Origin of the sequence: Corynebacterium sp. KPL4015 (assembly GCF_040225725.1) — a bacterium.
In the GTDB taxonomy this organism is placed as follows: Bacteria; Actinomycetota; Actinomycetes; order Mycobacteriales; family Mycobacteriaceae; genus Corynebacterium; species Corynebacterium rhinophilum.
In genome coordinates, this window is the sequence record NZ_JBEHGF010000012.1 from 50,194 (window position 1) to 62,869 (window position 12,676).

The 12,676-nt window shown below is 59.2% G+C and carries 14 protein-coding genes; 5 read left to right on the forward strand and 9 right to left on the reverse strand.

Annotated features, from left to right (window positions below; all coding sequences use genetic code 11):
* Positions 1-104: 104 nt before the first annotated feature.
* The 3 genes from ABRP64_RS06225 to rimP all read right to left on the reverse strand — a co-directional run bounded on the left by ABRP64_RS06225 (position 105) and on the right by rimP (position 2,110).
* A complete protein-coding gene (locus tag ABRP64_RS06225; protein ID WP_349865846.1) occupies positions 105-446 on the reverse strand; it encodes a YlxR family protein in 342 nt (113 codons plus the stop codon).
* Between the two features lie 84 nt (positions 447-530).
* A complete protein-coding gene (nusA, locus tag ABRP64_RS06230) occupies positions 531-1,547 on the reverse strand; it encodes a transcription termination factor NusA (protein WP_349858285.1) in 1,017 nt (338 codons plus the stop codon).
* A 23-nt stretch (positions 1,548-1,570) separates the two neighbouring features.
* Positions 1,571-2,110: a ribosome maturation factor RimP gene (rimP, locus tag ABRP64_RS06235; protein ID WP_349858286.1), complete on the reverse strand. Its 540-nt coding sequence runs from the start codon at positions 2,108-2,110 to the stop codon at positions 1,571-1,573.
* A 38-nt stretch (positions 2,111-2,148) separates the two neighbouring features.
* On the opposite strand from rimP, the gene ABRP64_RS06240 reads away from it, so the two are divergent.
* Both ABRP64_RS06240 and ABRP64_RS06245 read left to right on the forward strand, forming a co-directional pair.
* Positions 2,149-2,997, forward strand: coding sequence for a DUF4439 domain-containing protein (locus tag ABRP64_RS06240; protein ID WP_349865848.1), 849 nt, complete (start codon positions 2,149-2,151; stop codon positions 2,995-2,997).
* A gap of 181 nt (positions 2,998-3,178) precedes the next feature.
* Positions 3,179-3,508, forward strand: a complete 330-nt coding sequence (locus tag ABRP64_RS06245) for a transglycosylase family protein (protein WP_502880516.1) — start codon at positions 3,179-3,181, stop codon at positions 3,506-3,508.
* Between the two features lie 128 nt (positions 3,509-3,636).
* Here the strand turns inward: ABRP64_RS06245 and ABRP64_RS06250 are convergent, their stop codons facing one another.
* Together ABRP64_RS06250 and ABRP64_RS06255 are read right to left on the reverse strand one after the other, a co-directional pair.
* Positions 3,637-3,999: a DoxX family protein gene (locus ABRP64_RS06250; RefSeq protein WP_284769613.1), complete on the reverse strand. Its 363-nt coding sequence runs from the start codon at positions 3,997-3,999 to the stop codon at positions 3,637-3,639.
* 60 nt (positions 4,000-4,059) lie between these two features.
* Positions 4,060-5,829 (reverse strand): proline--tRNA ligase, encoded by a 1,770-nt coding sequence (locus ABRP64_RS06255; protein ID WP_349838377.1) that lies wholly within the window; start codon positions 5,827-5,829, stop codon positions 4,060-4,062.
* A 30-nt stretch (positions 5,830-5,859) separates the two neighbouring features.
* Between ABRP64_RS06255 and yaaA the strand changes: the two genes are divergently transcribed.
* A complete protein-coding gene (gene yaaA, locus ABRP64_RS06260; RefSeq protein WP_349865852.1) occupies positions 5,860-6,582 on the forward strand; it encodes a peroxide stress protein YaaA in 723 nt (240 codons plus the stop codon).
* Between the two features lie 22 nt (positions 6,583-6,604).
* Here yaaA and ABRP64_RS06265 read toward each other — a convergent pair whose 3' ends face one another.
* Genes ABRP64_RS06265 through ABRP64_RS06280 form a run of 4 tightly spaced genes read right to left on the reverse strand, consistent with a single transcriptional unit; the run spans position 6,605 to position 10,256 of the window.
* A complete protein-coding gene (locus ABRP64_RS06265; protein WP_284850475.1) occupies positions 6,605-7,342 on the reverse strand; it encodes an ABC transporter permease in 738 nt (245 codons plus the stop codon).
* A gap of 28 nt (positions 7,343-7,370) precedes the next feature.
* Complete coding sequence (locus ABRP64_RS06270) at positions 7,371-8,270, reverse strand: ABC transporter ATP-binding protein (RefSeq protein ID WP_349865854.1); 900 nt, start codon at positions 8,268-8,270, stop codon at positions 7,371-7,373.
* Between the two features lie 59 nt (positions 8,271-8,329).
* Positions 8,330-9,082, reverse strand: coding sequence for a response regulator (locus ABRP64_RS06275; RefSeq protein ID WP_349865856.1), 753 nt, complete (start codon positions 9,080-9,082; stop codon positions 8,330-8,332).
* A complete protein-coding gene (locus ABRP64_RS06280; RefSeq protein ID WP_284864388.1) occupies positions 9,075-10,256 on the reverse strand; it encodes a sensor histidine kinase in 1,182 nt (393 codons plus the stop codon). Before ABRP64_RS06280 ends, ABRP64_RS06275 begins: the two co-directional genes overlap by 8 nt.
* Before the next feature lie 66 nt (positions 10,257-10,322).
* On the opposite strand from ABRP64_RS06280, the gene ABRP64_RS06285 reads away from it, so the two are divergent.
* Together ABRP64_RS06285 and ABRP64_RS06290 are read left to right on the forward strand one after the other, a co-directional pair.
* On the forward strand, positions 10,323-11,147 hold the full coding sequence (locus ABRP64_RS06285; RefSeq protein WP_349865858.1) for a PhzF family phenazine biosynthesis protein: 825 nt from the start codon (positions 10,323-10,325) through the stop codon (positions 11,145-11,147).
* Between the two features lies 1 nt (position 11,148).
* A complete protein-coding gene (locus ABRP64_RS06290) occupies positions 11,149-12,504 on the forward strand; it encodes a protein adenylyltransferase SelO (RefSeq protein WP_284782150.1) in 1,356 nt (451 codons plus the stop codon).
* The last annotated feature ends 172 nt before the right edge of the window (positions 12,505-12,676 follow it).

Here is a 12,676-nt window from a genome sequence, read left to right on the forward strand (position 1 = left end):
GGAGCCAAGGCCGCGAAAAACTGGCCTGACTCCTAGTTAAACGTTCTGGACTTTCATCGCTGATGCTTCATCGTTGTGCGCTCATCAGTGTTCGGTCTTCCTTTTTAACTCTGGTGTGTACGAACCTTGTGCAGCTTGTTCCGCACACGGTACTTTTCGCCCTGTACATTTTCGCACTGTGCTTCCAAGTACCTACGTACCTGACCTGTGTCCACGGATGCGGACGTGCGGAGCGCGCGCTTAAAAGCATGTTTGCGCTCAGCTAGCTCGAGTGCAGAAAGCGTAGGGCTAATCCATGCGCCGCGGCCGGGAAGCCGCCGGAATGGATCCACCACCGCACGGCTGCCTTGAGGATCATTGGCATCAATGACCACCCGCAGCAGCTCCGTATCGGGCATGCGGCGACGCGTAGCGATGCAAGTACGAAGCCGTTGAGTCTGCGACATCGAACTCCTTAACTTTCGCTGCGTCTGCATGTCCCTTTCTGCATCTGGGCCGTTTACTAGCCTACGCTATTTATCCGCATTTCCTTAATTCGCGTCCGCGTCTGAATGAATATCGATCTTCCAGCCGGTCAAACGGGCGGCTAGGCGCGCGTTCTGGCCTTCCTTACCAATGGCAAGGGACAGCTGGTAGTCAGGGACGATAACTCGCGCCACCTGCTCTTCGCTATCGAGCACGGTCACCTTGATCACCTTGGAGGGGGCCAAAGCATTGCCCACATATACGGTGGGATCCTCGCTGTAATCAATGATGTCGATCTTTTCCCCACCGAGCTGGCGCATGATGTTATTCACCCGCTGACCGCGCGGGCCAATGCACGCGCCCTTGGCGTTGAGGCCTTTAGCGTGGCCAATAACAGCGACCTTGGAGCGGTGCCCAGCTTCGCGGGCAATGGCGATCATTTCCACGCTGCCATCTGCAACTTCCGGAACTTCCAGTTCAAAAAGCCCGCGCACTAGCTCCGGGTGGGTCCTGGACAAGTTGATCTGCACATTGGCGCCATTGCGGTTTACGCCCACCACATACGCCTTGATGCGGTCACCATGCTGCAGCTTCTCTCCGGGGATTTGTTCTGCGGGAAGCAAGATTCCGTCCTGCGATTCCAACTCGGAACCGAGCTGGACCACAACGATGCCGCGGGCATTGGCACGCGCATCGCGCTGGACGATGCCACTGACTACACGCCCGCTAAGCTCCGAATAAGAATCAAAAGTGCGCTCGGCTTCAGCCTCGCGCAGCTTGCGCAAAATAGCTTCGCGCACGGCGCGTGCACCCACGCGGCCAAAGTTATCCGGGGTGTCATCGTACTCGCTGGTTACCTCCCCGGTTTCGGAGTCGCGCTCGGTAACGATGACACTGACGGCACCGGTGGTGGTATCGATGTCTACTCGGGACTTGGTGCCTTCGGCCTTGCCCTCCGCGGTGGATTCGCGGTAATCCAGGTAGGAATACAACAAGGCACTTGCAATCGACTCCAACAAGTCATTGACGGGGACCTGCCGTTCGGATTCGATGGTACGAAGTGCCTCAAGATCAATATTCACTTGTCTATCCTCTCGATTGCCGGTTAACTCTCGGCTTCTGCAAATGGCTGGTGCACGGCGTCTAACTCACGCTGTGATGGCTGTGCAAACTCAATTTCTACCACTGCGTGGGCAATGTTTTCCAATCGCTCCACTTCTGTATGCACCTCGTTTTTCTCAGAGGTGATAAGGACAACGGCATTTTCGTCCGCGTTGAGCGCGCCGATGCGCGCGGTGTGGCTCGTGTCGTCGCCGCGGTTAAAGGTCACCTTCCGTCCCTTGTTGCGGCGCCAGTGGCGCGGTGCGGTCAGCGGCAAATCCACACCGGGGGTAGAGACCTCCAAGGTATATCCGGCGCCAAAATTCAGCTCGCCCGCAGCCTCTTTTTCATCGAAGAAGGCCGAAATATCGTCGGAGACTTCCTCCAATACGTCAGAGCTGGGCCGCCTATCGCCATCGATGCGGATGATGACCTGTGATTTCTTTCCCGCCTTGGTGGTTTTAATATCCTCCACGTCCAGCCCGCGGGCTTCTAGGCGAGGTTGGAGCAAATCAGTTAATTGTTGTGCATCTGGGAAAGCCATGCCCACTAGCCTACGTCCTTCGAGGTACAGTCTTTTGGGTGAACCGCCGACGTATTGCTTTAACCTGTGTAGCCTCGACTGCCGCCCTGCCCGCCCTCGCGGGCTGTTCCGCAGTCGATTCCGTCGTCGACTATTTTGGCCCGCGCCCAGAAGACGCGCTCGAGCGCCTCGCCGTGGCCGCCGCGAGCGATAGCCTCGCCCTCCAGGGGGTTGATGATGTGGCCGCGGATATGCGCAGCTCGCAGGCCGATGCGCTGTATGAGAAGATTGCGCGCCTCTGCGGCACCGATGACCAAGGAAACGTCCCACACAGCTGTGAGGTGGAACGCCCGACGCAGGCACCACCTGCCACAGATTCCTCCCAGCTGCTAGAAGAAGCCGCCTCTGCCACAACGGAAGCCGCCGATGAGGTCAGTTCTGAGTCGCGGCCCATAGTCACGCAACAGGCCATCACGCTTAATGCCTGGCTGCCTGGCGATGTCCCCGATATTCCCACGCTCTCCCAGCCACACCGCGAGAGCGCGGCTGATTTGTTGCAGTGGGAATACGAGCAGGTCTTTGGCCTGGATTTCGCTCGGGCTTATAGCGATCCTGCTGCCGAGGGGCGCATCGATAAGCTCTTAAGCCTCCATCACCGCCGCATCGACCAACTGCAAGAGGCGCTTAGCCAGAATGGCGGGGCTACCCAGCCGGAGCCTGCCTATTCTTCCGGCGCAGCCACGCTTCCCAGCGATGCGGACTCCGCTGCAGCCTTCCTCGATACCTTGGTTGAACTAGACGCAGACAAGTGGCACGCGGCTGCGGTGGCTGCCGCACAACAAGAAAGCCCAAACCAGGAGTGGCTGAACTGGTTAATCGGCATCGCCGCCGAAGCCAAGGCCGCATAGCTTCGAGTATTGACCCACCGTGTCTACCTGAACATTCACTGTCCGGCGGGCAGAGAAAAGTCAGCGAGTTATAGGCCGTTATTCATTGATAATTCGTTCGGCCCTTACGTAATTTGGTGGATTACGTGCTTGGTGGAGATACCACAAGCCCCAAAACACAATGAGAAGGAGTGCTTTCTCAATGCGTACGAAGAAGACTTTGCTCACTATGGCCGCAGCTACGTTGGGCATCGCGGGCATTGCCGCCCCTGCCGCCAACGCCGCCCCGGAAAGCGCGTGGAACCAGGTCGCCGCGTGCGAGTCCGGCGGTGACTGGCACATCAACACCGGCAATGGCTACCACGGCGGTCTGCAGTTCTCGCAGCAAACCTGGGCCGGTAGCGGCGGCACCCAGTACGCGCCTACCGCTGATCAAGCCACCAAGCAACAGCAGATCGAAATCGCTGAAAACGTTCTTGCCACCCAGGGTGCTGGCGCATGGCCTAATTGCGGCGGCCCCGTGGCTGGCTAATCGGCTTCCTCCCACAGCGGTAGCGTGATGCCGCCGCCAGCGCGGCATCACGCAGACAACCGACTCCCCCCGGTATTCTTCTCGGACCCTATTGCCCGGGAAAACAGGGGAGTCGGTTCTTTTTGGTTTTATGCCCTACCCTGCGCAATCTTCCATGCGTAGCGAATCAACGGAATCTGCAGCGGCAGCCGAATGATGTGATAAAGCTTCTTCGGCCATCCTGCGTCGCGCTCGATCCAGGCGTGGTACATATTCGCCGGCCACACGGCAAGAAATAGCGCCGCGGCTGACGCGCCGCCGGATTCGCGGGTGGCGCGATCGGTAAGCAAACAGCCCGTAGCTATTTCCCAGGCGCCGGAGGCAAAGTTATACAACCGCGGCGAGCCCGGCAGCTGCGGCGGCACAATGGATTCGAAATTCTTCGCGCGTAGGAAATGCAACGCTCCCATGGTGATAAGAGCCGTGGGAAGCACCTTCTTATTAAGTCTCATGCTTCCCCACGATACCTTGCCGCTGCTTATGAGCGCTGGGCCTTGGCGCGGTGCTTTGAGCTAAGCCCGCACCAACTCGAGGAGTTTATCCACGATTTTCTCCGCTGGGACCTCCAGCGTTTCCTGCCCGCGGATGCGCAGCTCGATGATGCCATCTTTGAAGGCGCGTCCCAAGATGGCCACAAACGGCATGCCGAGCAGCTCTGCATCCTTGAACTTCACGCCTGGAGAGACCTTAGGGCGGTCATCGAAAAGCACCTCAAGGCCCGCCTGGGACAGCTCTTCTACCAACTTATCGCCGGCCTCCATGGCCGCTGCATCCTTATTCGCCACCGCCACGTGCACCTGGTACGGCGCCACCGCAACCGGCCAATTCAGGCCCTTATCATCGTGGCGCTGCTCTGCCAGCACGGCCAGCATGCGGGAGATGCCGATACCATAAGAGCCCATTGTGGGAATAGCGCGCTTCCCGTTTTCATCAAGAATCTGCACGTCAAAAGCCTCGGTGTACTTCCGGCCCAACTGGAAGATGTGGCCCAGCTCGATGCCGCGCTGCAAAGCCAAGGTGCCCTGGTTATCTGGTGCGGGATCGCCCTCTTTAACCTCGGCCGCTTCCACAAACTCATCGACGTGGAAATCGCGGCCTGCCACGCAGCCCACGACGTAGCAGCTTTGTGCATCGGCGCCGGTGATCCAGGAAGATCCCTTGACCACGCGGGGATCGGCAAAGACCTTCACGCCATTGGAATTCAGCACGCGAGGGCCCACAAAGCCCTGCTCCAAGAAATCGTATTGCGCGTAAATCTTATCGCTTGCCAGGCTGAACTCTGCCGGTTCCAAGGCCGCTTCAAGGCGCTTGGGATCTAGTTCGCGGTCGCCCGGAATCAGCACGGCCGCCAATTCCTTCTTCTCTTCATAATCCTCTAGCGCCGGGTGGGTTACTTCCACCATGACGCACTTGAGGATATCTGTGGCCCGAACCTCATGACCGTCGACCGCAATGTCCTCGGTCTTCGCCCAGTGCACAAGCGCTTCAATGGTGGCGGCATCCGGGGTCCGGTATTCCTTTGCCGCCGGCTGGCCCGCGATGTCCTTTTCTGGGGGCGCTTGGGTCACGACCGCCTCTACATTGGCTGCATAATCGCCCTCAGTAGAGCGAACAAAAAGGTCTTCGCCCACCTCAGAAACTGCCAAGAACTCCTCGGAGGCGGATCCGCCCATCGCCCCAGAAGTGGCCTTACAAATGGCGTAATCGATTTCCAAGCGGTCAAAAACATTTTGATACGCCTTGCGGTGGCGGGCGTAGGAGGAATCGAGGCCCTCATCGTTCATATCGAAGGAGTAGGAATCCTTCATCACGAACTCGCGCCCGCGCAGCACCCCGGCGCGGGGGCGTTCCTCGTCGCGGTACTTGGTCTGAATTTGATACAAGGTGACCGGGAAGTCCTTGTACGAGGAATACATGTCCTTAACGGCATTGGCAAACATTTCCTCGTGCGTGGGGCCCAGCAGCAAGTCCGCGTTCTTGCGGTCCTGCAGCCGGAATAGGTTGGGACCGTATTCCACCCAACGGTTGGTCTTTTCATAGGGCTCGCGCGGTAGCAGCGCCGGGAACAGCATCTCTTGCCCGCCTATGGCGTCCATTTCTTGGCGTACTACGTCTTCAATCTTGCGCAGGGTGCGCAGCCCCAACGGCAGCCAGGTATAAATGCCCGGCGCGACGCGGCGCACATAACCGGCACGCACCAGCAGCTTGTGGCTGGGGACCTCGGCATCGGCTGGGTCCTCACGAAGGGTGCGGAGAAATAGTTCAGAAAGGCGGGTAATCATGGTCAAAATATACATCGCTACCCTATCTATATGCTCATTGTCCTCCCTCCTTCAGAAACCAAGGCTCATGGCGGCACGGGAAAGCCGCTTGATTTTGCCAACCTATCTTTTCCCGAACTAAGCGATACCCGGCGCGAAATCGCTGCTGAGCTGCAGTCTCTTCCCATCGATGAGGCGATGGTTGTGCTTAAGCTCTCGGAGAAGCTACGCAGTGAGGCTGAATCGAACAATCAGCTTTTTACCACCCCCACCATGCCAGCGGTCGAGCGCTATACTGGCGTGCTTTTTGATGCACTTTCGGCGCCCACCCTTCCCTCGTGGCAACGCCTTGCTATTGGCGATGCCCTCTTCGGCCTCCTGCGCGCAGACGACCCTATCCCCCATTACCGCTTATCGGGCGGTTCCAAGCTGGGCGGTCGCACTATGAAGTCTTATTGGGGCACGCAGGTAACGCAGGCGTTAGAAAACATCGACGAGCTGGTTGTGGATCTGCGCTCGGGCACCTACCAGCAACTGGGGAGGCTGCCTTCGGCCGTGACGGTGCGGGTAGAAAGCGTGCAGCCGGATGGCTCGCGCAAGGTGGTCAGCCACTTTAATAAGCACTACAAGGGCCTGTTGGCCCGGGAGCTGGCGCTTTCGCCTGCCGATGCCTTCAGCGCCGCCGATGTCGCCGCGATTGCGCGCGCTGCCGGCATGACGGTGGAGGAACCACCGCACGGATCGCAGGAGCTTACCCTCGTCGTATCCCCGTAGGGTGTGAGTGCCTGGCAGGAGCTTAGACCACGGCGCGGCGGCGCTGGACGGCTGCGGCGCCGCCAAGGACAGCTACCACCATGGCGAGGACGATGACTCCAGATACCCACTGCGGGGCCATGAGACCGAAGGTGTCTTGGCCTTGGAAGAAGGTGCGCAGGTTGGCATCGGGCAAAATCTGCAGGATGATTTTGGCCCAGCCCATGTCCATCGAGGTCAGTACGCTTTCGATGACGAAGTATTCAATAATGAGCAGCATGGCCGCAAAGGTGCCGCTGCGCAGAATATAAGCCAGACCGGTGGCGAGCAGGGTGTAGACGATGTATTCCATAAAGGTAAACAGGAATACGGCATTATCCGGGTAGTGCACGAAGCTGGAGAAGTCATACGAGCTGCCGAGCGCGCCGTTAAACAACATCCCGAGGACGCCGGCCAGGGCCGCCGCGGCAACATTAGCCACGGTGATGACGAAGATTTGGCTCGAGAGCACCTGCAAGCGCCTATTGGTGGATAGGTAGCTCCAGGCTACGGTGCCTTTTTGTAGGTCTCCGCCGACGAGCGTGGCCGAGGAAAAGATCATGATGACCACGGCGAAGATGGCGCCGATGGCCAGGTCGGAGGATTGGAGGGCACTGTCGTCATTGCGGATAGCTCCCATCAGCACGTTGACGGCCGTCAGTCCAACGGTGATGATAGCGAGGTAGACCCACGTAGAGCGCAGGGAAAATATCTTGCGGGATTCGGAAACGATGGTATTCATGGCTCGTCATCTGCCTTTCGTAAATCTGTTATGCGGAGCGGTAATCCACGTGGTCTGCGGTAGCGCCAAGGAAGGCATCTTCCAAGGAGGGGTGCTTGACTTCAAGGCTGCTGATGCGGATGCGGTGGTCAAAGCACAATTGGCCGACCTCGTCGCGGTCCAAGCCAGTAATGCGCAACACTTCCCCATCAAAGGAAGTTTCCGCCTGCGAATCGTGCAGCAAGCGGGCCAACTTTTCTGGTTGATCTACCACAGCCTCCACGGTGGTAGCACCGGAGGCATTGACGAATTCTTCTACCGTTCCTTCGCCAACGAGCTTGCCTTTGCCTATGACCACTAGGCGGTCCGCCGTCAGCTGCATTTCTGACAACAGGTGGGAAGAAACCAGCACGGAGCATCCACCGGCGGCGAATTCGCGGATGCGCTCGCGCATCCAGTGCACGCCCTCAGGGTCAAGGCCGTTGACAGGTTCATCGAGAAGCAAGTGCTTAGGTTCTCCCATCATGGCGCAGGCAAGGCCGAGGCGCTGCTTCATGCCAAGCGAATAACCCCCGATGCGCTTTTTCGCCACCTTTCCGAGCCCAACGCGCTCCAGGGTGTCATCGACGTGATCCATCGATACCCCCTGCAGCGCCGCCATATAACGTAGGTGCGCGCGGGCGCTGCGGCCGGGATGGAACCAATTGGCATCAAGCAAGGTGCCCACCGTGGAGGCGGGATCGGGTAGTTCGCGAAATGGGGTGCCATCGAATGTAGCGGTGCCGGAGGTGGGATTTTCTAGCCCCACGCACATGCGCATCGTGGTGGACTTGCCGGAACCATTGGGGCCTAGGAACCCGGTGACTTGGCCATCGGGAACCTCGAAGGAGAGGTTGTCTACTGCTGTAAAGGAACCGAATTTCTTGGAAAGCTGTGTGACTGTGAGCATGGTTTTATCCTGGCGCTTTCCCGGCGCGGAGTAACCATCCTCGAGGCGGATTTAGCGGTTCATCCCTGGGGATGAGAGAGCAGTTCCTCCACGGTGACCACCCCATGGGTATAGGCATACAGCACGGCCTGGACACGGTCGCGGGACCCGGTCTTGGTCAGCACGTGGCGGACGTGAGTCTTGACCGTCGCCATGGAGACAAATTCCTCTTCGGATATTTCGGTATTGGAATACCCCAGCGCCATGAGCCTTAAAATATCCATCTCGCGCGGGGTTAGCTCCGCTGAAGGCGGGGTCGTTGCGGGATCAGAGCCGGACTGTGCTGCCGCGGCGGTATGCGAAGCCGAGTGCTCCTCCCCACTGTCCTCACTGCGGACTTGTTGGAGCACCTGAGCGGTGATGCGCGGTGAGAGCACGGCCTCGCCTGAATGCACGGTGCGAATGGCTGAGAGCAGCTCCTCGGGTTCGACGTCTTTGAGCAAGAATCCGGATGCCCCGGCAGAGATTGCGCCGTGGACAAAGTTGTGATCATCAAAGGTGGTCAGCATGATGACCTTGGTATCTGGGAATTCAGGGAGCACTTCCTCCGTGGCCGCAATGCCATTGACCCGCGCCATCTGCACGTCCATGAGGATGATATCGACGGGCTCTTGCCGCGCCAGGTCCAGTACCTCATCGCCGTCGGAGGCCTGCCAGACCACGCTCATATCCTCCTGCGAGCCAATCAGCATGGCGAACCCGGCGCGCAGGAGCGGTTGGTCATCGACAAGCGCAATGCGAATGGGCTCAGGTTCCTGTTCCGGATTAGACATGCGGTACCTCCACGGTGATTGCAAACGTTTCATCCTCGGCCTTGGTGGACACACTGCCACCATAGGCCTTCACACGCTCTTTCATCCCGATGAGCCCATAGCCGGGACTGCGGTCCTCGTCCGGCTGCGTCATGGGGTTGTGCCCTTCGATAACAAGCGCCGACTTATCGCTGCGAAAGCGCAGAGTTCCCCTGTTCTGGCTGGAGTATTTGAGCATATTCGTCAGTATCTCCTGCACGATGCGGTAGATGGTGAATTGATAGAGCTCATCGCTATCGGCGGGTAACTTTTCCATGCCGTAAACGGTGATATCGAAGCCGGCGCGCCGGGCCTCTGAAAATAGGCCTGCGATGTCTGAGGTGCCTGGGGCTTTGGTTTCCCCGCGCGCGTCTTCTTCGCGCAAGACGGATAGCAGGCTACGCATCTGTTTTAAGGATTCGCGGGAGGTGGAGGCGATGGTATCGAGCGCCTCCGTGGCTACCTTGGGGTCTTTTGCGGCGGCGAACCGGGCGCCATCGGCAAGCGCAATGACCCCGGCGAGGTTATGGGCGACGATATCGTGCATCTCGCGGGCGATGCGGTTGCGCTCCACGGCGCCGGCCATCTCCGCGCGCTCGATGAGCAGCTGTTGGCCCTCCCGGCGCTTCCGGTTATTGGTGCCGAGCAAGTAGAAAAAGCCGAGGACCGGCCAGCCGAGCAAGACCGTGCCGGCATAGGCAAGCAGCGGGCTCATGGTCGCATCGCCCAAGCCGATATCGCTGCCCGCGAAGACCTTTTCACCAAACAGGCTTGCGGTGGTTCCCGCCAGGGAGCCCAGGGCAATCCATGCAAGCCAGATATAGCGCAAGCGCTTGCGCGAGTGCGTGCCAATGAGAAAAGCCGTGTAGGCGAAAATCGGGGCGTGGAAGTTCGCCAGGGAGGCCAAGGGCGTAAAAATGCACAACGTCATGGTGCCGGCGATGAAGAAAATGGACTTTTCTTGCAGCTTGGGATGCAGCCACAGCGCGAGCGGAATGCCGACGGTGTACAAGACCGCCACGATGGCCTGAAAGGGTGAATCGGTGTGCAAAAAGTTCGCGGCGTTGGGCAAAAGCACGCCGAAGAACACGGGGATGAGGATTCGCCACGGCGGGCCAATCCAGTCGCGCAGACGATCCGGCCAAAGCTTAGACATAAGGGCAAGGCTAGCGCAGAAGCTAACCCGCCGGCCTCATCCTCAGGGCTGACTAGACTGGCTGGCATGCAACTCCAGTTCTTTGAAGTCGATGTCTTTGCCACCTCGGCGTTTTCCGGTAACCCGCTCGCCGTCGTGGCCCATGCCGATGGGCTCTCGACGCAACAGATGCAGGCCATCGCGCACTGGACCAATTTTTCTGAAACCACGTTCTTGCTCGAGCCCACCGATCCCGCGGCGGACTATCGCGTGCGCATTTTTACCCCGCACGAGGAGTTTGATTTCGCCGGCCACCCCACCTTGGGTAGCGCCGCCATCTGGCGGGCGCTCAGCAATGAACCTCAGAAGGAAGGCACCATAGTGCAGGAATGCGGGGTGGGGTTGGTCTCCGTGCGCGAGAACGAGGGTATTTATTCTTTTGCCACCCCGCCCCTGCGCGCTAGTGGGCCACTGAGCAGTGCTGAGCTTGCAGAGGCCTGCGCGGGATTGAATATCTCGGAAGCAGACGTCCTTGATTCCGCCTGGGTGGATAATGGGCCCGGCTGGCAGCTTATACAGCTGCGCGATGCCGCGGCCGTGCGCGCGGTTCAGCCCGCTGCCACTCGTCCCAAGGTGGGCGTGGTGGGAATGCGTGATAGCGCCGCAGACGCGGGCTCCGCTGCCTATGAAGTGCGCGCGTTTACCGCAGAATTCGAGGATCCCGTCACCGGCTCTTTCAACGGCGGGGCCGCGCAATTCATGCGCTCGCGCGGGCTGGTTCCCGCCCGCTACACCGCCTGCCAGGGCAGCCAGCTGGGAAGAAACGGCGAGGTCTTTATCCACGATGACGGCACCGATATTTGGGTCGGTGGCCGCGTCCAAATCCGCGTGCAAGGACAATTGGAGGTCTAAAATGCACCTACACCACGACTATGCCGATCACCTGCCGGAATTTGTGGCGGCAACCCACGGCGAAGAACAACCGGATCCTAAGCTCGTAGTCCTCAATGAAGAGCTGGCAGTGCAGCTGGGCTTGGATACTGACTGGCTGCGCTCTGCAGACGGCCTGGATTTCCTTTTAGGCCGCGACGGCGGGCATGCCATGGCCTATTCCGGCTTCCAATTCGGCTCTTTCAACCCACAGATGGGCGATGGCCGGGCCATGCTCTTGGGCGAGGTGGACAAAGACGGAAAACTGTGGGATCTCCACGCCAAGGGCACGGGGCTTACCCCTTATTCGCGGTTGGGTGCCGATGGCCGCGGCACCCTCTCGTCCATGCTGCGCGAGTACTTGGTTTCTGAGGCCATGCACGCCCTCGGCGTACCCACCACCCGCTCGCTTGCTGTGATTTCTACCGGCCGTCCCATCCAGCGCGGCCACGTGCAGCCGGCTGGCGTCCTGGTCCGCGTGGCGGCAAGCCATATCCGGGTCGGAACTTTTCACTATGCCGCGCAGTCTGGCCACCTCCAAGACCTCGCGGACTATGCCATAGCGCGCCACTACCCTGGGGCAGATTATCGGGAGTTTTTTCAAGGCGTCATGGACCGCCAGATTGCCACCGTGTCTTCGTGGATGCGCTTCGGCTTTATCCACGGGGTGATGAATACGGATAACACCACCATCTCCGGCGAAACCATTGATTACGGCCCGTGTGCCTTTATGGAGTCCTACTCGCCCGATACGGTATTTTCCAGCATTGACCAGCAGGGACGCTATGCCTTTGGCAATCAACCAGCGATCTTGGGCTGGAACCTCGCCCGGCTCGCGGAATCGCTGGTGCCGCTATTCGATGCCGATATCAATGCCGGGGTCGACTTCGCGCAAGACACCATCAATGGGTTTCAGGAGAAATTCGCCTCCCAGCGCCGCAGCGATCTGGCAAGCGCCCTCGATACCTCCACCGAGGTAGCCTCGGCCTACTTTACTGCCATGCAGCTTTACCGGCCGGATATCACGCTGGCGCACCGTGCGCTTGCCGATGCCGCCCGCGGCCGCACCCTTCCTGCCCAAGAACTATTTAAGGAATCGGACTTCGTGGATAGCTACCTAGCCACTCACCCCTCCCCGGATGCCGTGGATGCTGCAATGCCCCGGGTCATTCCCCGCAATATGGCCGTCGAAGCCGCACTGCGCGCCGCTGAGGCAGGCGATATGCAGCCCTTTACTGATCTGCTCCACGCCGCGACCCATCCGTGGCAGCCGAATCCGTCTTACGAACAACCCGATCCGGATGGGCTTGCAGGCTTTCTTACCTACTGCGGTACCTAATTTTCTAACAACTCCGAATTCAGGGGTTGGGCATCACAAAGCCCTCCGCGCAATAGGTTTTGCACGGAGGGCAGGGGCCAGGAATTAGCCCAAAGTGAACTGCTCCCCATTAGTTGGACTGAGAAATCAGTTACCGACTAGTAGGGAGTAGTTTTCTTTGAGAGCACGAAGT

Excerpts from the sequence above, each read along its gene's own strand:
- ABRP64_RS06270 (WP_349865854.1), bottom strand. The coding sequence starts at position 8,270 with ATGCTCACAGTCACACAGCTTTCCAAGAAATTCGGTTCCTTTACAGCA.
- ABRP64_RS06280 (WP_284864388.1), bottom strand. The coding sequence starts at position 10,256 with ATGTCTAAGCTTTGGCCGGATCGTCTGCGCGACTGGATTGGCCCGCCG.
- ABRP64_RS06255 (WP_349838377.1), bottom strand. The coding sequence starts at position 5,829 with ATGATTACCCGCCTTTCTGAACTATTTCTCCGCACCCTTCGTGAGGAC.
- ABRP64_RS06250 (WP_284769613.1), bottom strand. The coding sequence starts at position 3,999 with ATGAGACTTAATAAGAAGGTGCTTCCCACGGCTCTTATCACCATGGGA.
- ABRP64_RS06265 (WP_284850475.1), bottom strand. The coding sequence starts at position 7,342 with ATGAATACCATCGTTTCCGAATCCCGCAAGATATTTTCCCTGCGCTCT.
- rimP (WP_349858286.1), bottom strand. The coding sequence starts at position 2,110 with ATGGCTTTCCCAGATGCACAACAATTAACTGATTTGCTCCAACCTCGC.
- ABRP64_RS06275 (WP_349865856.1), bottom strand. The coding sequence starts at position 9,082 with ATGTCTAATCCGGAACAGGAACCTGAGCCCATTCGCATTGCGCTTGTC.
- yaaA (WP_349865852.1), top strand. The coding sequence starts at position 5,860 with ATGCTCATTGTCCTCCCTCCTTCAGAAACCAAGGCTCATGGCGGCACG.
- ABRP64_RS06245 (WP_502880516.1), top strand. The coding sequence starts at position 3,179 with ATGCGTACGAAGAAGACTTTGCTCACTATGGCCGCAGCTACGTTGGGC.
- ABRP64_RS06225 (WP_349865846.1), bottom strand. The coding sequence starts at position 446 with ATGTCGCAGACTCAACGGCTTCGTACTTGCATCGCTACGCGTCGCCGC.
- ABRP64_RS06285 (WP_349865858.1), top strand. The coding sequence starts at position 10,323 with ATGCAACTCCAGTTCTTTGAAGTCGATGTCTTTGCCACCTCGGCGTTT.
- ABRP64_RS06290 (WP_284782150.1), top strand. The coding sequence starts at position 11,149 with ATGCACCTACACCACGACTATGCCGATCACCTGCCGGAATTTGTGGCG.